18 protein-coding genes and 1 tRNA gene are annotated in these 17,198 nt (G+C 67.1%); 14 read left to right on the top strand and 5 right to left on the bottom strand.

The genetic code is table 11. The features are described from left to right. Window positions 1–2 precede the first annotated feature (2 nt). From astB to C8D93_RS12565, 4 genes are all read left to right on the top strand, one after another. Window positions 3–1,355, top strand: coding sequence for an N-succinylarginine dihydrolase (gene astB / locus C8D93_RS12580; RefSeq protein WP_170124019.1), 1,353 nt, complete (start codon window positions 3–5; stop codon window positions 1,353–1,355). Next, complete coding sequence (locus C8D93_RS12575) at window positions 1,355–1,834, top strand: GNAT family N-acetyltransferase (RefSeq protein WP_110265547.1); 480 nt, start codon at window positions 1,355–1,357, stop codon at window positions 1,832–1,834. Before astB ends, C8D93_RS12575 begins: the two co-directional genes overlap by 1 nt. A 42-nt stretch (window positions 1,835–1,876) precedes the next feature. Continuing rightward, window positions 1,877–3,532 (top strand): ExeA family protein, encoded by a 1,656-nt coding sequence (locus tag C8D93_RS12570; RefSeq protein ID WP_110265546.1) that lies wholly within the window; start codon window positions 1,877–1,879, stop codon window positions 3,530–3,532. Window positions 3,533–3,632: 100 nt separating this feature from the next. Continuing rightward, window positions 3,633–4,358, top strand: a complete 726-nt coding sequence (locus C8D93_RS12565; protein ID WP_110265545.1) for a general secretion pathway protein GspB — start codon at window positions 3,633–3,635, stop codon at window positions 4,356–4,358. 8 nt (window positions 4,359–4,366) lie between these two features. On the opposite strand, the gene fdxA is transcribed toward C8D93_RS12565, so the two are convergent. Continuing rightward, the gene (fdxA, locus tag C8D93_RS12560) at window positions 4,367–4,690 is read right to left on the bottom strand and encodes a ferredoxin FdxA (RefSeq protein ID WP_110265544.1); all 324 of its coding nucleotides are present in this window, start codon (window positions 4,688–4,690) and stop codon (window positions 4,367–4,369) included. Between the two features lie 98 nt (window positions 4,691–4,788). Beyond that, window positions 4,789–5,385 (bottom strand): NUDIX hydrolase, encoded by a 597-nt coding sequence (locus C8D93_RS12555; protein WP_110265543.1) that lies wholly within the window; start codon window positions 5,383–5,385, stop codon window positions 4,789–4,791. A 118-nt stretch (window positions 5,386–5,503) separates the two neighbouring features. Here C8D93_RS12555 and C8D93_RS12550 point away from each other — a divergent pair, with 118 nt between their 5' ends. The 6 genes from C8D93_RS12550 (at window position 5,504) to rnk (ending at window position 9,913) form a co-directional block, all read left to right on the top strand. Continuing rightward, window positions 5,504–6,379 (top strand): hypothetical protein, encoded by an 876-nt coding sequence (locus tag C8D93_RS12550; protein ID WP_146216590.1) that lies wholly within the window; start codon window positions 5,504–5,506, stop codon window positions 6,377–6,379. 47 nt (window positions 6,380–6,426) lie between these two features. After that, window positions 6,427–6,513 (top strand) — tRNA-Leu (locus C8D93_RS12545). 105 nt (window positions 6,514–6,618) lie between these two features. After that, window positions 6,619–7,374 carry an alpha/beta hydrolase family protein gene (locus C8D93_RS20410; RefSeq protein ID WP_146216589.1) on the top strand — a complete coding sequence of 252 codons (756 nt, stop codon included), beginning with the start codon at window positions 6,619–6,621 and terminating at the stop codon, window positions 7,372–7,374. 82 nt (window positions 7,375–7,456) lie between these two features. After that, window positions 7,457–7,945, top strand: coding sequence for a VOC family protein (locus C8D93_RS12535; protein ID WP_211307318.1), 489 nt, complete (start codon window positions 7,457–7,459; stop codon window positions 7,943–7,945). Between the two features lie 259 nt (window positions 7,946–8,204). Beyond that, entirely contained in the window at window positions 8,205–9,230 is a 1,026-nt protein-coding gene (locus C8D93_RS12530) for a TerC family protein (protein WP_110265540.1), read from the top strand. Window positions 9,231–9,466: 236 nt separating this feature from the next. Next, on the top strand, window positions 9,467–9,913 hold the full coding sequence (rnk, locus tag C8D93_RS12525; RefSeq protein ID WP_110265539.1) for a nucleoside diphosphate kinase regulator: 447 nt from the start codon (window positions 9,467–9,469) through the stop codon (window positions 9,911–9,913). A 161-nt stretch (window positions 9,914–10,074) separates the two neighbouring features. On the opposite strand, the gene C8D93_RS12520 is transcribed toward rnk, so the two are convergent. Both C8D93_RS12520 and C8D93_RS12515 read right to left on the bottom strand, forming a co-directional pair. Further along, the gene (locus tag C8D93_RS12520; RefSeq protein WP_110265538.1) at window positions 10,075–10,650 is read right to left on the bottom strand and encodes a rhomboid family intramembrane serine protease; all 576 of its coding nucleotides are present in this window, start codon (window positions 10,648–10,650) and stop codon (window positions 10,075–10,077) included. 90 nt (window positions 10,651–10,740) lie between these two features. Next, window positions 10,741–12,096 carry a DUF1329 domain-containing protein gene (locus C8D93_RS12515; RefSeq protein ID WP_110265537.1) on the bottom strand — a complete coding sequence of 452 codons (1,356 nt, stop codon included), beginning with the start codon at window positions 12,094–12,096 and terminating at the stop codon, window positions 10,741–10,743. A 181-nt stretch (window positions 12,097–12,277) separates the two neighbouring features. On the opposite strand from C8D93_RS12515, the gene C8D93_RS12510 reads away from it, so the two are divergent. Beyond that, window positions 12,278–12,937 carry a Slp family lipoprotein gene (locus C8D93_RS12510; protein WP_110265536.1) on the top strand — a complete coding sequence of 220 codons (660 nt, stop codon included), beginning with the start codon at window positions 12,278–12,280 and terminating at the stop codon, window positions 12,935–12,937. A 65-nt stretch (window positions 12,938–13,002) separates the two neighbouring features. Here the strand turns inward: C8D93_RS12510 and C8D93_RS12505 are convergent, their stop codons facing one another. Beyond that, window positions 13,003–14,820: an acyl-CoA dehydrogenase C-terminal domain-containing protein gene (locus C8D93_RS12505; RefSeq protein WP_110265535.1), complete on the bottom strand. Its 1,818-nt coding sequence runs from the start codon at window positions 14,818–14,820 to the stop codon at window positions 13,003–13,005. A 146-nt stretch (window positions 14,821–14,966) separates the two neighbouring features. Between C8D93_RS12505 and C8D93_RS12500 the strand changes: the two genes are divergently transcribed. From C8D93_RS12500 to C8D93_RS12490, 3 genes are read left to right on the top strand one after another with little or no spacing between them, the layout of a single operon-like run. Then, window positions 14,967–15,593, top strand: coding sequence for a 2-hydroxychromene-2-carboxylate isomerase (locus tag C8D93_RS12500; protein ID WP_110265534.1), 627 nt, complete (start codon window positions 14,967–14,969; stop codon window positions 15,591–15,593). Next, window positions 15,593–16,060, top strand: coding sequence for a gamma-glutamylcyclotransferase family protein (locus C8D93_RS12495; RefSeq protein ID WP_110265533.1), 468 nt, complete (start codon window positions 15,593–15,595; stop codon window positions 16,058–16,060). Before C8D93_RS12500 ends, C8D93_RS12495 begins: the two co-directional genes overlap by 1 nt. Before the next feature lie 25 nt (window positions 16,061–16,085). Then, complete coding sequence (locus C8D93_RS12490) at window positions 16,086–17,090, top strand: AraC family transcriptional regulator (protein WP_110265532.1); 1,005 nt, start codon at window positions 16,086–16,088, stop codon at window positions 17,088–17,090. Window positions 17,091–17,198: the final 108 nt, after the last annotated feature.

The following is a 17,198-nucleotide window of genomic DNA, read 5'->3' as shown; positions in this document are numbered from 1 at the left end:
CCGTGATCCCGTCCGCCCTCACCCTCGAAGCCAACTTCGATGGCCTGGTCGGGCCGACGCATCACTACGCCGGGCTGTCCTTCGGCAACGTCGCCTCCGAGCGCAATGCGCACCGCGCCGCCAACCCGCGCGAAGCCGCCCGCCAGGGGCTGATGAAGATGCAGGCGCTGGCGGCACTGGGCCTGCCGCAGGGCGTGCTGCCGCCGCACGAGCGTCCGCACCTGCCGACGCTGCGGCGGCTCGGCTACAGCGGCACGGATGCGCGGATTCTCGCGCGCGTGGCGCGCACGGCGCCGGAGCTGCTGTCGGCGGTGTCGTCGGCCTCGGCGATGTGGACCGCGAATGCCGCGACCGTCTCGCCCAGTGCCGACTGCGCCGACGAGCGGGTGCACTTCACGCCGGCCAACCTGTGCACGAACCTGCATCGCGCGATCGAGGCCGACACGACCGCGCGCATCCTCAAGGCCGTATTCCCGGACCCGAGCCACTTTGCCCATCACGTCCCGCTGCCGGCCACGCCGACCCTCGGCGACGAGGGCGCCGCCAACCATACGCGCCTGTGCAGCGACTACGGCGACGCCGGCCTGGAACTGTTCGTCTACGGCCGCGGCAGCGACGACGAGTCGCGGCCGGCCCGCTATCCGGCGCGGCAGACCCGGCTGGCATCGATGTCGGTCGCGCGCCTGCACGAACTCCGCAAGGCCGCGACGTTCTTCGCCCAGCAGCACCCGGACGCGATCGACCGCGGCGTGTTCCACAACGACGTCATCGCCGTCGGCAATCGCGAGGTCCTGCTCCATCATGAACAGGCCTTCGTCGATACCCAGGCCCTGCGCCGCTGGATCTGCACCCGTTTCCAGGGCGCGCGGCGACCGGCCCTGGTCGAGATCTCGACGTCCGAGGTCGGCCTCGACGAGGCGATCGCGTCCTATCTGTTCAATTCGCAGCTGGTCTGTCCGCCGGGGGGCGGCATGCGCCTGATCGTGGCGCGCGAATGCGAGGAATCGGCGCCGGTCTGGGCTGCACTGCAACGCATCCTCGCCGACCCGGCCAACCCGATCGACGGCATCTCGGTGTTCGACCTGCGTCAGTCGATGCACAACGGCGGCGGGCCGGCCTGCCTGCGTCTGCGCGTCGTACTCACCGAGACCGAACGCGCCGCTGTGGCGCCGGGCATCTGGATCACGCCCAAGCGCCACGCCGACCTGCTGAGCTGGGTGGACAAGCACTATCGCGACCGGCTCACGCCTGACGACCTAGCCGACCCGCAACTGCTCGAGGAGAGTCGCACCGCCCTGGACCGGCTGACGCGCCTGCTCAAGCTCGGCAGTCTCTACGATTTCCAGCGCAACTGATGTCCGCTGACGTGCAGACACCGCCGACCGGCCTGCGCTGGCAGTGGATCGACTGGCCCGGCTTTGACCCGGACACGCTCTACGCCCTGCTCAAGCTGCGTTCCGACATCTTCGTCGTCGAGCAGAACTGCGCCTATCCGGACATGGACGGCCTCGACCCGCAGTGCCGACACTTGGTGGGCCGCGACGGCAACGGCGCCGTCCAGGCCGGCCTGCGGCTGGTGCCGCCGGGCGTCAAGCATGCAGCCCCCGCGCTCGGGCGACTGGTCGTCGCGCCTTCCCTGCGCGGTACCGGACTCGGCCGCGCGCTGATGCGCGCCGGCCTCGAGGGCTGCCAGCGCTGGTACCCGGGACAGCGCGTGTTCCTGTCGGGCCAGCAGCATCTCGAAGACTTCTACCGCACGCTGGGCTTCGAAACCGTCTCCGCCCCCTACCTGGAAGACGGCATCCCGCACGTGGACATGCTCAGGCCGGCCTGAAGGCGGACGCTATACTCGCGCGGCACCCGCCCCGCCCTTGCCGTGTATACCGAGTTCTTCCAGCTCCGGGAGATGCCGTTCTCGATCACCCCGGACCCCGCCTACCTGTACATGTCCCCGCGCCACCAGGAGGCGCTCGGACATCTGCTGTACGGCACCGGCCAGTACGGCGGTTTCGTGCAGATCACCGGCGAGGTCGGCACCGGCAAGACCACGATCGTGCGTTCGCTGCTCGACCAGAAGCTGCCGGACGTCGACGTGGCCATGATCCACAACCCGCGGCAGAGCGAGCAGGAATTCGTGCACTCGATCTGCGACGAACTGGGCGTCGAGGTGCCGCGCGACACCACGTCGATCAAGGTCCTCGTCGATGCGCTCAATGCGCACCTGCTGAAAGTGCATGCGACTGGACGCCGCACCGTACTGATCATCGACGAGGCGCAGAACCTGCAGCCCGGCGTGCTCGAACAGGTGCGGCTGCTGACCAACCTCGAAACCGCGAAGGCCAAGCTGCTGCGCATCATGCTCGTCGGCCAGCCGGAGCTGTCGACCCTGCTGGGGCGGCCGGAGCTGCGACAGCTCGCCAGCCGCGTCACCGCCCGCTACCACCTGCAACCGCTGTCCGAGCGCGAAACCGCCGAATACATCGGTCACCGCCTGCGCATCGCCGGCGCATGCTCGCCGATCTTCGAACCCGCCGCCTGCAGCCTCGTGCACCGCTACGCCCAGGGCATTCCCCGCCTGATCAACGTGATCTGCGACCGCGCGCTGCTCGGCGCGTACTCGCAGCAGGCCCTGCGGGTCGATGCCGCGACGGTACGTCGTGCGGCGCGCGAGGTCATGGGCGAACAGCCCGCGCTGTTCGAGCCGGATGAGCCGCGCCGCTGGCGCGCCATCGAGACCGGCTGGCTGGTCGCCCTGATCGCCTGCGCCGCCCTGTTCGCCTACACCTTCTGGCCCTCCGGCTCGAGGCCGCCGGCGCCGGCGCAAGCGGTCCGTGCCGCGGACACCCCGCCGACACCTGCCCCGAGTGCAAGCCCGCATCCCGCGGCATCGCCGACCGCGGCCGCTTTCGTGCCGGCCGCACTGCCGCTGTCACCGGCGGAGGATCTGGCGCGCACCGCGCAGCCGCTCTCGTCCGCGCTCGCCCGGCTGATCGGCCTGTGGGGTGCGGAGACGCCGGTGGCAGCCACTGCCGAACTGTGCACCAGCCTGCAGACGCAGGGCCTGGAGTGCTACCGCAGCAGCGGCGACTGGGAGGACCTGTTCGCGATGGACCGCCCGGCGGTGCTGGGCCTCGACATCGACGGCAGTCCGCAGTACGTGCTGCTCGAATCGCTGGATACGCGCAACGCCGTGCTGCATACCGCGCTCGGCCCGATGCAGATCGCCGTCGCCGAGTTGCGCCCGCTGTGGACGGGAGAGTTCCTGTTGCTGTGGCGGCGCGAAAGCCACGCGATCCGCATCGACGCCGAGGCCGGCAGCGCCGATGTCGCCTGGCTGCACGACCGGCTCGTCGAGCTCGGCTATGCCGACGGCGAGCCCCCGCAGATGCTCGACGCGTCGCTGGTGCAGGCCGTGCGCCGGTTCCAGGCCGACCGTGGGCTCGCGGTGGACGGCATCGCCGGCGTGCGCACGCTGATCGAGCTCGGTGATGCGCTGCCCGATACGCCGACGCTGGCGATGAGAGCACCATGAGCACGCCGGCACATCAGCGTCGCACGCCGGACACCGGAAATGGGGTGTTCCCTCGCCCGCCATCCGGCGCCGAGCAGGACGACCGCCGCGGGGGAACACCGTGAGCTATATCCTCGAAGCACTGCGGCGCGCCGAACGCGAACGCCACGCCACGGTGGCCGAACAGCCGGCTGCGGATGCGCGCCCCCCGCAACGCGGGCCGCGTCCGACGACGATGGCCCTGGCCGGCGCCACCCTATTTCTCGCCGGAATCGGTGCCGCGCTGATGTTGCTGCGCCCGTCTGCGTCCACGCCGGTGCCGGTCGAATCGGCGACGGTCGAGGCCACGCCGACGATGGCACCGGTTCCGACACCCTCCGCAACCGCGCCCGCGGCGCCGCGACTGTCGGACGCTGCCGCCCTGGCGGGCTACGAGAGCCTCGACGACGTGTCGCCGGTATTCCAGGGCAGCCCCCCGGCAGCGCCGGCACCCGGACGTCCCTCGATCGCAACGGCCGATACCCCCCAGCCGACACCGCACAGCCCCGGCGCGAGCATGGTCGGCCAGAGTCCGAAAACCACGGAGACGCCCGCCGCCGATGCCGCGCGCACGCTGCCGCCGCGACTGGCGGAAATGCCCGAAGGCTTCCAGTCGAGGTTTCCGTCGCCGCTGATCCAGGTGCACGTCTTCGACGCCGACCCGGCACGCCGCTGGATCATGGTCGACAACCGACGTCATGCCGAAGGGGCGGTGCTCGACAGCGGCCTGCGCATCGCCGAAATCCTCGGCGATGGCGTGATCTTCGTGTTCGACGAGCGGCTCGTGTACTGGCCGCTGAACCGCTGAGCCCCGGCTCAGCGCTCGAGCAGCGCCAGCTTGTCCGGCTTGCCGTCCCACTCCTTGGCGTCGGCCGCCGGCTCCTTGCGCTCGGTGATCACCGGCCACTCCTTGGTGAGCTGCGCGTTGATCTCCTTGAAGTGCGCCTGATCCTCCGGCAGATCATCCTCGGCGAAAATGGCCTCCGCCGGGCATTCGGGCTCGCACAGGGTGCAGTCGATGCACTCCTCGGGATCGATCACCAGGAAATTCGGACCTTCGTGAAAACAGTCGACCGGGCAGACTTCCACACAGTCGGTGTACTTGCACTTGATGCAGTTTTCGGTAACGACGAAGGTCATGGGCGCAACTCGCAAATGGTCCTGGCTGGCTGAAAAGCTGGCAGCGTTGAGCCGGCGATATTAACCGATCACCGCCTGCCGACGGCGCATCCCGGCACTCAGGCCGTCGGATCGTCGCCGGGCACCTCGGGCCGCTGCGGCGGCCGCGGCTTGAACGTCAGGTCCAGCAGGTGCGTGCTGAAGCTGCCGTTGCGGCGATCGTCGAAGAAGTGCCGGAGGCTGTGCCAGATCGTCGGGAAGGCTATGTCGTCCCAGGGAATCTCGTCCTCCCGCATCAGGACGACCTCGGAACTCTCCGGCGTCGGACCGAACTCCTCCGAGAGCAGTCGCCCGCAATGCACCATGTACACCTGGCTCACGTAGGGGACGTTCATCACCATCAGCAGCGATCCGACCTCGACCTCGGCGAGCGATTCCTCGCGCGCCTCGCGCGCGGCGCCCGCCGCGCTGGTCTCGCCCATCTCCATGAAACCGGCCGGAAACGTCCACAGGCCCAGGCGCGGCTCGATGTTGCGCCGGCACATCAGCACGCGGCCGTCGCGCCATTCCGGAATCACGCCGACGATGACTTTCGGATTGCGGTACTGCACCTGGCCGCAGCTCGGGCAGACGTGCCGCGGCAGGTGATCGCCGGCCGGCACGAGAAAGTCGACCGAGTGTCCGCAGACGTTGCAGAAGCGCGTTTGAGCGTGCATGAGCCGTGAAATGCAGGGAGCGCGGGCACTATAGCGGTTCAGTGGATTTGCCGACGCAAATCGGAGAACATTCGGCGCCAAGATCAAAATCATTCAAACGGCTTTCTGGGGGATGCGCATGAACAAGATTTCGTATCTGGCCGCCGGCCTGTTGCTTTGCGGCCCGGTGTTCGCGCAGGACGGCGGCGACGCCCAGGCGGGCAACAGCTTCGCCGACATCAGTGATGCCGAATCGGGCAGCGATACGCCGGATGCGAACAGCTTTGCATCGGATACCTACGACGCCAACAGTTTCACGTCGGACACCTCGGACGCCAACAGCTTCACTTCCGACACCAGCGACGCCAACAGCTTCACTTCGGATACCTCCGACGCGAACAGCTTCAGCTCCGACACCAGCGACGCCAACAGCTTCGGTGGGGACACCTCGGATGCCAACAGCTTCGGCGGCGGCTTCGACAGCGCGGACAGCGGCGGCTACGAGCCGGAGCCCGAGGAAGACACGCCCTGGGAGCTGTATGCCGGTGCCGACTACGTCTGGACGACGGCTTCGTTCTCGAAGCAGAGCCTGATCGACGACTTCGGCGGCGACCGTTTCGATTCGAGCATGTACCGCGTCCGCGCCGGCGTGCGCCTGTTCGAGAAGATCGGCCTCGAGGCACAGATCGGCACCGGCGACACCAGCGTCGGCGAGCTCGAGGCCGACGAGTTCAGCACCGACCAGTTCTACGCGGTGTACTTCATCCCGACGGGCGTGCTGCTCGATCTCATCGAAGTGGGCGCCGCCATCGGCTACGCCCATGTCGACCTTGAGCGTCCCGGCGTCTCCGAATCCGTCGGCGGCGCCAGCTTCGGCGTGAACTTCGAGATCCCGCTGTTCACCAGCGAATCGCTCGAACTGCGCGTCGGCGGCGGTGCCACCGCCTACCGCGCACAGCCCTCCGCCCGCATCTACGGCTATCACGCCGGCCTGCGGATCGACTTCCGCCTCTGAAGATCGCCATCACGGGCACGCGGCCGGCCGATATAATGCGCGGCCGCGCCGAAGTGGCGGAATCGGTAGACGCAGCGGACTCAAAATCCGCCGCCCTTAAAAGCGTGTGGGTTCGAGTCCCACCTTCGGCACCAGCTGCTGGCATCTGCCATCGGCCTGGAGGTGTACACCCAATAGGCAATGTCCGCCGCAAAAACAGGCATTCCCCGACCCAGAGCGCTGTCCTCGCGCTAGCGACCTTGCTGTCGCACCCCGGCACCGCAGCCTCATCCGATTTGCTGCAAAGCCACACGCCGTCGAAACCCAAGGAGATCGTCACCGAGCGCCGCCTGGTCGAGAACGATCCATTCAAGCGCTACTTTCTTATCCGGCGCAGTGACGCGGCCGAGGGTTCGCTTGGGCTGGTCGTATTCGTCCCCGGTGGACAGGGAGATGAATCAACGCTTGTCTTTGCACAGAATCTCGTCCGCTACTTCCTCCCGGGTAATACTCTGCTCGCACATCTGGTTGCCCCTCGATGGGCCGCTGAGCAGAGAATCGTCTGGCCAACTACGTTCGTCAGAACTCCGGGGATGAAATTCACGACACCAGAATTCATCGGCGACGTTGTCGATGATCTGCTGGACACGTACCCCATCGATCGAGGAAGAGTCTTCGCGATCGGCGGCTCTAGCAGCGGGCCTGCGACCATCGAATCCGCCGTCACCAACCCGGCGATCACCGGCCTCATTGTTAGCGCCTCTGTCTTTCGCCCCCGACTGTTCCCATCCATGGCGGGCATCGCCGGCAAACCGGTTTTTCTCTACTACTCACGTCAAGACCACCTCGTACCCTACGACGATGGCCTCCTGCTCGAAGCGATCCTCGGGCACTACGGGGCCGCCGTGCATCTACGAAGCCACATCTATGGACACGAAGGCAAAGATACGGCTTACGCCATCCGAGAAGGCATAGACTGGCTCGACATGCACACAGCCTCGACCCCGAAGCCGTAGCCCCGTTAGCAACTAAGCCTGTCGATTTCCAATCGTGCCAGTCGACCAGTCGTCAGCCAATACGGCGACAACGGAGATCGACATGGGCAAGGCCAAATCCATTCCGGACGGCATGCACACGGTGACACCGCACCTAGTGTGCCGCGGCGGCGCGGATGCGATAGCGTTCTATATCAAGGCATTCGGCGCGACCGAGGAGGGCCGCTTCGTCGGACCGGACGGGCGCCTGATGCATGGCTGCATCCGCATCAACGGGTCCTCGGTGATGCTGGCCGACGAGTTCGTGGAGCATGGCTCGCTGAGTCCGCAGTCCCTGAAGGGGTCGCCGGTCACGGTCCACCTCTATGTGAACGACGCGGATGCCTGCTTCGAACGCGCCGTCGCCGCCGGTGCCCGCGTCATCATGCCGGTGGCAGACATGTTCTGGGGCGACCGTTACGGGGTGCTCGAAGACCCTTTCGGCCATCGCTGGTCCATCGCGACCCACCTCCGCGACGTCGCCTACGAGGACCTGCCCCGGGCGATGGCGGACGCCCCGCCGCCGCCCTGTCCCCAGGGAACGGCGGGCTGAGCCTGCAGCAGAGGCCCCGGCAGCCCCGGAGCGGCGCCGACGCGGTCGTGGCATGCGCAACCGGCTTGCGCAAAACACGGCTTGCCGCTTCAATAGCACGCAGCTCTCACGGGGAGTAGCCGGGGCCTCACCCGCTCCCGCGACGTCGTCAGCACGGGTACGGGAGTACCCCGGCGTCACGGCCCGCGCCTCGCGCGGATGGCAAGACCGAACAGGCTGGTTGGATGTGCCGTGCCCGTTCACTTTTCAGGTCCTGCCCATGGTCTCCATCGGAACCCCGCTGCTCTGGTCGCTGTTTGCCCTCTTCGTCGCCGTCGCCCTTGCGGTCGACTTCTTCGCCCTCAACCGTCAGGGCGCGCACAAGGTCTCGATGCGCGAGGCCGCGATCTGGACGGTGATCTGGGTGGCGGTGAGCTTCGTGTTCGTGGCCTTCCTGTGGTGGGAACTCGGCGGCACCGGTGACGACGCCGGCGCGCGCGCGCTGGCGAACGACAAGGCACTGGAGTTCATCACCGGCTATCTGGTCGAGAAGGCGCTCGCGGTCGACAACATCTTCGTTTTCCTGATGCTGTTCACCTATTTCGCGGTGCCGGCGGAGTTCCAGAAGCGCGTACTGATGATCGGCATCCTCGGCGCACTGCTGCTGCGCGCGATCCTGATCCTGATCGGCGCCTGGATGATCGCGAAGTTCCACTGGATCCTCTACGTCTTCGGCGCGTTCCTGGTGTTCACCGGCGTGAAGATGTGGTGGGCGGCGGGCCAGGAGCCGGATCTCGAAGACAACCCGGCATTGCAGTGGATCAAGCGGCGCATGCGTATCGCGCCGGACTACGACGGCGAGAAGTTCTTCACGCAGATCGACGGCGCACGCATCGCCACCCCGTTGCTGGTCGTCGTCCTGCTGATCGGCATCGTCGACGTGATCTTCGCGGTGGATTCCATCCCGGCGATCTTCGCGATCACGGTCGATCCGTTCATCGTGCTCACGTCCAACGTGTTCGCAATCCTGGGCCTGCGCGCGATGTATTTCCTGCTGGCCAGCGTGCACGAGCGTTTCCATCTGCTGCCGTACGGCCTGGCGATCGTGCTCGTGCTGATCGGCACGAAGATGCTGCTGATCGACGTCTACAAGATTCCGGTCGCGTGGTCGCTCGCGGCCACCGTACTGGTGCTGGCAGTGACGATGCTCCTGTCGGTCTACGTGCCGCCGAAGGACGGCGGCCAGCCTCGCGGCGCCTATCCGTTCTCGCGCAGGAAGCAGCGTCCGGAACAGCGTGAACAATGAGGCGGACGGCGCGGCGTTGACTTCGACCTTCTGCTTACCGATGATCGCGTCGTCATGCCGGTGAATCACGCACAGCGCCGCTGCCAGCAGCGCGCAGGACATTTCGTCGCAGGCTCCTGAACCCCGGGGCCGGCGCCGTTCGGCGTTTCATCCGTCCCCGGGGCACGCACCACCCTTCCTTCCTCTTCTCCCAAGTTTGCGGCGACGCGCCGCAGACGACTCATGGAGTGCGTGTGATGAATACCCTGTTCCCGGCGGCCAGCGCCCGCCTGCCCGCCACCCCGGATCGCGCGACCGGTTCGTCGTGTGACACGCCGGCGTTGCTGATCGACTTCGATACCTACGACCACCTCCAGGCGCTGGCGCACCGCTGCGAGCACCTGCCGGAGGTCACCGCCGGGCTGCTGCAGGAGCTCGACCGGGCGCAACTCGTCGCACCCGATGCGCTGCCGGACGACGCCGTGCGCGTCGGCTCGCGGGTCACCTACCAGGACGACGCCAGCGGCGCGATCCGCACCGTTCACCTGGTCTGGCCGCAGCAGGCCGACGTCTCGGCGATGCGCATCTCGGTGCTGACGCCGATCGGCGCCGCGCTGATCGGCCTGCGTGCCGGTCAGCGCATCCGCTGGCGGCTCGGCAACGACGACCGGCGGCTGGTGGTGCTGGGCGTTGCGCCTGACTAGGCGCCTGGGCGGCGGAAACGCGCGCGGCTGCGGCGTCACCATTTCGGCCATCTTCCTCGCTGGCTCTGGGCCAATATTCAGTAGCTATTGGCCTCGAATCAACGCGAAACCTGTCTCGAAATGGCTTTGCCTCGCCTGCGCGGTGCCTACCGCCCAGGCTCCTAGCGTCGGGCGCGCCGCCGCCACGAGCGCAGCAGCAGCAGGCCGCCGGCGAGTCCGCCCAGATGGGCAAAGTGGGCGACCCCGGACATCGTGCCGGTAACGCCCGCGTACAGCTCGAAGGCGGCGTACAGCGTGACGAACACCGGCGCCGGCAACGGGATCGGCGGGAACAGCAGCATCACGCGGCGTCGCGGGAACAGCAGCGCGTACGCGCCGAGCAGCCCGAACAGGCCGCCGGAGGCACCGACCGTCGGCACCGGGTCGCTGAAGCCCTGGGTGATCAGCTGCGCGAGCGCGGCGGCGAACACGCTCGCCGTGTAGAGCTGCACGAACCGGACCGAGCCGATGGCCCGTTCGACCTCGCGACCGAACATCCACACGCCGAGCATGTTCACGGACAGGTGGAACAGGCTGCCGTGCAGAAAGGCGCTGCTGACGACCTGCCAGAACTCGAAGCCGGCACCCAGCGGCCACAGTGCGAAGTGCCGGATCAGGCCGTCGGCCGCCATCATCTGCAGCCCGAAGACGGCGATGTTGGCGATCAGCAGGACAGTGGTGACGGGGGCGGCAGCCATCTGGATCGGGCGGAGTGGACGCGAGCCGGCAGTGTAGCGGCAAAGAAAATGCCGCCGACCCGCGAGGTCGGCGGCATCGGTCGAAGGGGCCTACTTCGTGGCGAGCTTCGAGACGCTGGTCGGGCTGAAGTCCTCGACGGAGAACTTGCGCGTCCTGGTCTCTTCGTCCTCGTTGTTCGCCGCCATCACCAGGTAGCGCGCGCTCTGCAGGTCGTAGACGGTCTCGAGCACCGGCAACTGGTAGGGCTTGTCGTAGGCGATCACGTGGTGGCCTTCCTGCACGCGCCACATCTGGTCGCGCTGATCGTAGACGTCGACCGCGACGATCTGCCACGAGTCCTCGTCGACATGGAACGTGCGGCGCTTGTAGATGTGGCTCACGCCGGGCTTGACGAAGGAGTCCACAACCCAGACGCGGCGCAGCTCGTAGCGTGCATGGTCCTGGTTGATGTGGCCCTTCTTCATCACGTCGCGGTACTTGAGCGCATCGCTGTGCAGCGCATAGCTGTTGGCAGGCACATAGATTTCCTTCTTGCCGACCAGCTTCCACTGGTAGCGATCCATCGCGCCGTTGTACATGTCGAGCTGGTCGTTGGTGCGCAGGCCATCCGACGCCGTGCCCGGATTGTCGTAGGCGATGTTCGGTGCGCGACGCAGGCGTCGCTGGCCCGGGTTGTACTGCCAGGCGCCGCGCGGCTCGGCGACCTGATCCATGGTCTCGTGGACCAGCAGGATCGTGCCGGCCAGGCGCGCCGGCGCGGTCGTCAGCTGCAGGAAGTAAAGGATCTTGTTGTTCAGCGACGCCGGATCGATGTCCGGCTGGCTGTAGACGAAGAACGCGTCTTCCTGGATCTTCACCAGGTTGTAGTCGCCCGCCGTGGTCACCGCGAACTGGTTGTTCCAGCGACGCACGCCGATGTCGCGGTAGCGCACCTTGTGATTCCAGATGACCTCGTGCCCGTTCTGCGGGATCGGGAACGGAATGCCGGTGATGGCGCCCTGCAGGGCCTCGCCGTTGCCACCCAGCGTCGCGCTGGTCGCGTTCCTGGCCGTTGCGTCGTAGACGAACGGCGGATTCGCAAAGGTCCGGCGGGTCTCGTAGACCTTCATCGAATAGCTGTCCGGATACTTCTCGAACAGCGCGATCTGTCCGGCGGTCAGCTTCGCCTTGTGCTCGGCGAGGTTCTTCGCGGTGATCGTCAGCAGCGGCTTGTCGTCACCGAACGGATCGCAGTAGCGCGACCCTTCGCCCTTGAAACAGGCCGGGGCCTTGGTCAGGCCGCCGTCCCAGGCCGGGATGCTGCCGTCGGCATTCGCGGTCTTGGTGGCGCCAACCGGCGTCAGCTCCTTGCCGAGTTTCGCCGCCTCGTCGGCCGACACCTTGGCCAGCGCCGGCGCGGCCGCGAACAGGCCCGCGACCAGCGTCCATCGAATCAGGTTTGCCATGGGGTAACACCTCGTTTTTGACATCAGTTATCACCGCAAAATCTACGTCGTGCGGCGCCTCCAGGATGCGTCAGGCTAGCATCGGCCGGGCACCGGACGGAACCGTCGACATTCATCCTAGGTTAAGTCATCGTCCTACATAAAAGAGGGATACGTTCTACTTCCTGACAGGATTTCTGCCATGCGCACCTCGACCAGCCGCCGCCTGCTGACTTGCTCGACCCTGCTCTCGACCGCCCTGCTCGGCGCCTGCGCCACGGCGCCCGAATCCCTGCGCGGTGAATTCGCCGAATTGACGCCGGCACAGATTGCCGGCAGCGGCGAGGCGGCGGCGCAACGAGTGCGATGGGGCGGGACGGTTCTGTCGGTGCGCAACAGCGAGCAGAACAGCTGCTTCGAGGTCCTGTCGCGACCGCTGCGCGCCAATGCGCGTCCGAAGACCGGCGACGAGGAGCAGGGCCGCTTTCTCGCCTGCTTCGCCGACTTCAAGGATCCGAAGGTGTTCGAGCCGGGCCGCGAGGTCACCGTGATCGGCAGCATCGAGGCGATCGAGCCGGTCAAAGTCGATGCGTTCGAATACCGCTATCCGAAGCTGGCCGGCACCGACGTCTACCTGTGGCCGGTCGAACAGCCGCGCGACACGGTCTATGTCGTCGACCCGTTCCCGTTCTACGGCTACGGTTACTATTACTATCCGACCTACTATCACGTGCCGCGGCGCAGCGGCACGGCGGCAGCCCCCGAAGTCAGCGCACCGCAGCAGCCACGGGTTCTCGAGCGCGAACCGACGCCGCTGTCGGTGCCGGAACTGCCCGGCACCGGCGGCCTGCTGCGGCGCTGATCGGCCGCACCGGAGAACGGATCAGGGCGCTGCAGCAGCAGCGCCCTGATCTATGACGAGAACCCTCATTCGAACGCGAACGCGTAGACCGGCAGCTTCATCAGCGACTTGCTCGGTTTGACCATCGACACCGCATGCGCCTTGGCGCGCGGCAACAGATGGTCGAAGTAGAAGCGCGCGGTCGCGATCTTCGCCTTGTAGAACACTGGCGTCTCGGCGCCGCCCTGGGCGAGCTTCTGGCTGGCCACCGCGGCCTGCAAGGCCCAGAAGTAGGCCATCGTCACGTAGCCCGAGTACATCAGGAAGTGATGGCTCGCGGCACTGACGACGTCGCGGTCCTTGCGCGCCATCAGCATCACCCGCATCGTCAGCACGTTCCACTCGGCGGCGTAGCGCGCGAGGTCGGCCGCATATCGGCGCAGCTTGCCGTTGCGCATGTGCTCGACCGCGAACTTGCCGATCAGGGCAGTGAATTCCCGCACCGCCTTGCCTCGCGTGGACAGCAGCACCTTGCGGCCGAGCAGGTCCAGCGCTTGGATGCCGGTGGTGCCCTCGTAGAGCGTGCTGATGCGTGCGTCGCGCGCGATCTGCTCCATGCCGTGTTCCCAGATGTAGCCGTGGCCGCCGAACACCTGCATGCCGAGATTGGCCGACTCCAGCCCCATCTCGGTCAGGAAGCCCTTGAGGATCGGCGTGAGGAAGCCGAGCTTGTCGTCCCAGTGGCGGTACTTGGCGTCGTCGTTCTCGACGATGCCGTTGACCATGTGGTCGGCGTACTGCGCGGCGAAGTAGATCATCGCCCGCCCGCCCTCGGCGACGGCCTTCTGCGTCAGCAGCATGCGGCGCACGTCGGCGTGATGGATGATGGCGTCGGCGACCTTCTCCGGCTCCTTCTTGCCGGACAGCGCGCGCATCGAGCGCCGCTCCTTCGCATAGGCCAGCGCGTTCTGGTAGGACAGCTCCGCGTGCGCGATGCCCTGCACGGCGGTGCCTACGCGCGCGGTGTTCATGAACGTGAACATCGCCTCCAGGCCCTTGTTCGGCTCGGCGATCATGTAGCCGGTCGCGTTCTCCAGCGCCATCGTGCAGGTCGCGGAGGCCTTGATGCCCATCTTGTGCTCGATGCCATCGGCGCGGATGCCGTTGCGCTCGCCGAGCGAGCCGTCGGCGTTCACCTGCACCTTGGGCACGATGAACAGCGAGATGCCCTTGGTGCCCGGCGGCGCGTCCGGCAGGCGCGCGAGCACGATGTGAATGATGTTCTCGGTGAGATCGTGCTCGCCGGCCGAGATGAAGATCTTGGTGCCGGTCAGCTTGTAGCTGCCGTCCGGCTGCGGTTCGGCCTTGGTCTTGACCTGGCCGAGATCGGTGCCGCACTGCGGCTCGGTGAGGCACATCGTGCCGAGCCAGCGGCCCTCGACCAGCGGCGGCATGTACAGGCCTTTCAGTTCCGGCGAGGCATGCTGCATGATCGTGTTCATCGCGCCGAGCGCGAGACCGGGATACATCGTGAACGACCAGTTCGCGGTGCCGGTCATCTCGGACTTGAGCAGCCCCAGTGACATCGGCATGCCCTGACCGCCGTACTCCTGCGGATGCGACAGCCCCTGCCAGCCACCGGAGGCGTATTGGTCGTAGGCGTCCTTGAAGCCCCTGGGCGTGGTGACGACGCCGTCGTCGATGCGGCAACCCTCGGCATCGCCGGACAGGTTCAGCGGCGCCAGCACCTCTTCGCAGAACTTCGCGCACTCCTCGAGGATGGCGTTGACCGTATCGGGGTCGGCGTCCTTGCCGTTGGACAGACCGGCGTAATGGGCCGGGAAATCGAGCACTTCGTTGAGCAGGAAGCGCATGTCGCGCAGCGGTGCCTTGTAGACGGGCATGGGATGACCTTGGGGATGGAGCGGAATCGGCCGGCAGTCTGCGTAGATGCCGCGGCGCCGGCATTGGCCGGACATCGCCGACGCCGCGTCCCCCGGGTGAATCGCGCCCTTGCCTACAATGGACGATCACGCCCCCGGAGCCCGCAATGCCCACCGCCGTCGAGTTCTGGTTCGAATTCGCCAGCAGCTACTCCTACCCCGCGGCCCTGCGCATCCAGGCCGCCGCCGACCGTGCGGGCGTCGCCATCGCGTACAGGCCGTTCCTGCTCGGCCCGATCTTCCGCGAGCAGGGATACGAAAGCTCGCCCTTCGTGCAGTATCCGGCGAAGGGTCGCTACATGTGGCGCGATCTCGAACGCATCTGCGCGATCCACGGCATCGCCTTTCGCAAGCCCTCGTCGTTTCCGCGCACCAGCGTGCTCGGCGCGCGCCTGGTCGCGGCGTACGCGGACGAGGAGTGGGTGCCGGGTTTCGTGCGCGCGCTGTACCGCGCGAACTTCGAGTCCGACCGCGACATCGACGATGCCGCCGTCGTCCGCGAATGTCTGGCCGCGTCGGTCGCGGACGCCGATGCGCGCATCGCCGCCGCACAGGCGGAGCCGCTGAAACAGCGCCTGCGCGACAACACGACGCGTGCCGCAGCCCTGGGCCTGTTCGGTGCCCCGAGCTTTCGCGTCGGCGACGCGCGGTCGGGCTACGAACTCTTCTGGGGCAACGACCGTCTCGACGAGGCACTGGCCTGGGCACTCGGCCGCCACGCCCTGCAGCGCTGATGTCCGGGGTGACGCTGTTCGTCTACGGCAGCCTGCTGGCGCCGTCGGTCCTGCACTCCCTGCTCGACCGCGCGCCGGCGCCGCTGCCGGCACAGTTGCCGGGCTATCGGTGCAGTGCGCTGCGCGGGCAGCGCTTTCCGGGCATCGTGCCGTCAGCCGGCGCGCAGACGCCCGGCGCGCTGATCGAGGTGAGCCGGCGCGAACTGCAGTGGCTCGACGCCTGGGAAGACGATTTCTTCGAACGCCGTCGCATGCGCGTGCTGGCGGATCGCGCAGGCGAACGTCCGGTCCAGGCCTACGTCCTCGCGCCATGCTACCGGCATCTGCTGGCCGCTCGCGGCTGGTGCGTCGACGACTTCGCGCGACGCCATGCCCCCGCCTGCGCGGAGGCGGTGCGGCGCTGGCGCCGTGACCGCGATCCGGGCTTGCGGCACACTACCGCCCAGTCGCCGCCTCCACCACGATAAGTCGTCTTAAGAAGACAACCAGGCCATGCGTGATTCGGGACAGTTCCTGCTGGTCGTCCACGAGGCCATGGTCAAGGCCGGCATCGACGTCGATGCGATCTATCGCAAGCTCGGATACGACGCCGCCAAGCTGCCGCTCAAGGAGCTGCGCACCCCGCACCAGCAGCAAGCGCTGTTCTGGCAGATCGTCGAGGGCGTGACGGGAGACGCCGACATCGGCCTGCACCTGTGCCCGCACCTGCCGCTGTTCCGCGGCGAGGTGATCGAGTACCTGATGTTCAGCAGCCCGACCTTCGGCGAAGGCATCGTGCGCGCGCTAAAGTACCTGCGCCTGATCAGCGACGCGCTGAGCGTGCGCCTGGTCCACAACGCCGACGGGGCACGCATCGGCGTGATCGGCAGCGCGCTCGAAGCGCCGCAGCTGCGCCATACCGAGATCTGCGTCGTCTACGAGCTGATCCAGTTCGCACGCTCGGTCACCGAGCGCCACTTCGATCCGCCGCTCAAGGTCAAGCTGCGTTGCAGTGCCCGCAGTCCTCAGGCCGACTACGAACAGGTGTTCGGCTGCCCGGTCGAGTTCGACGGCAGCGAAAGCGAGATCTGGTTCGACCCGGCGCTGCTCGAATACCGCTCGCCGCGCTGGGACCCGGACCTGCTGCGCCTTCACGAGGAACTGGCCCAGAAGCGGCTCTCCGACCTGCACCGGCGCGACCTCGTGGAGCAGATCCGCAAGGTGCTCTCGCAGCGTCTGGAGCTGGAGTCCTGCGATCTCGACGATGTGGCCCGCGAGGTCGGCCTCGCGCCAAGGCGCCTGCGCTTCGAACTGGCCCGTGCCGGCACGAGCTTCAGCCAGATCGTGACCGATTTCCGCTACGCACTGGCGCGGCGCCTGCTCGCACGCACGGAAGAGTCGATCGACAACATCGTCTATCTCACCGGGTTCTCCGAGCCGAGCACCTTCTACCGCGCGTTCAAGCGCTGGTCCGGCCTCACGCCGGTGCAATTCCGCGAGCGCCATCGCGCCGGTTGATCGGGCCGCGCCTGCCATCGTGACATTGTCGCTGGCGGACCGGTCAATGCCGCGGTGCGCCCACGGTTGCTAGCCTGCCGCATGATCGATGGCCGACGGGCGCAGACC

Source organism: Sinimarinibacterium flocculans (assembly GCF_003201205.1).
Lineage (GTDB): Bacteria > Pseudomonadota > Gammaproteobacteria > Nevskiales > Nevskiaceae > Solimonas > Solimonas flocculans.
The sequence above is the reverse complement of the archived record's forward strand: the minus strand, read 5'-3'. Positions and strand labels throughout refer to the sequence as shown.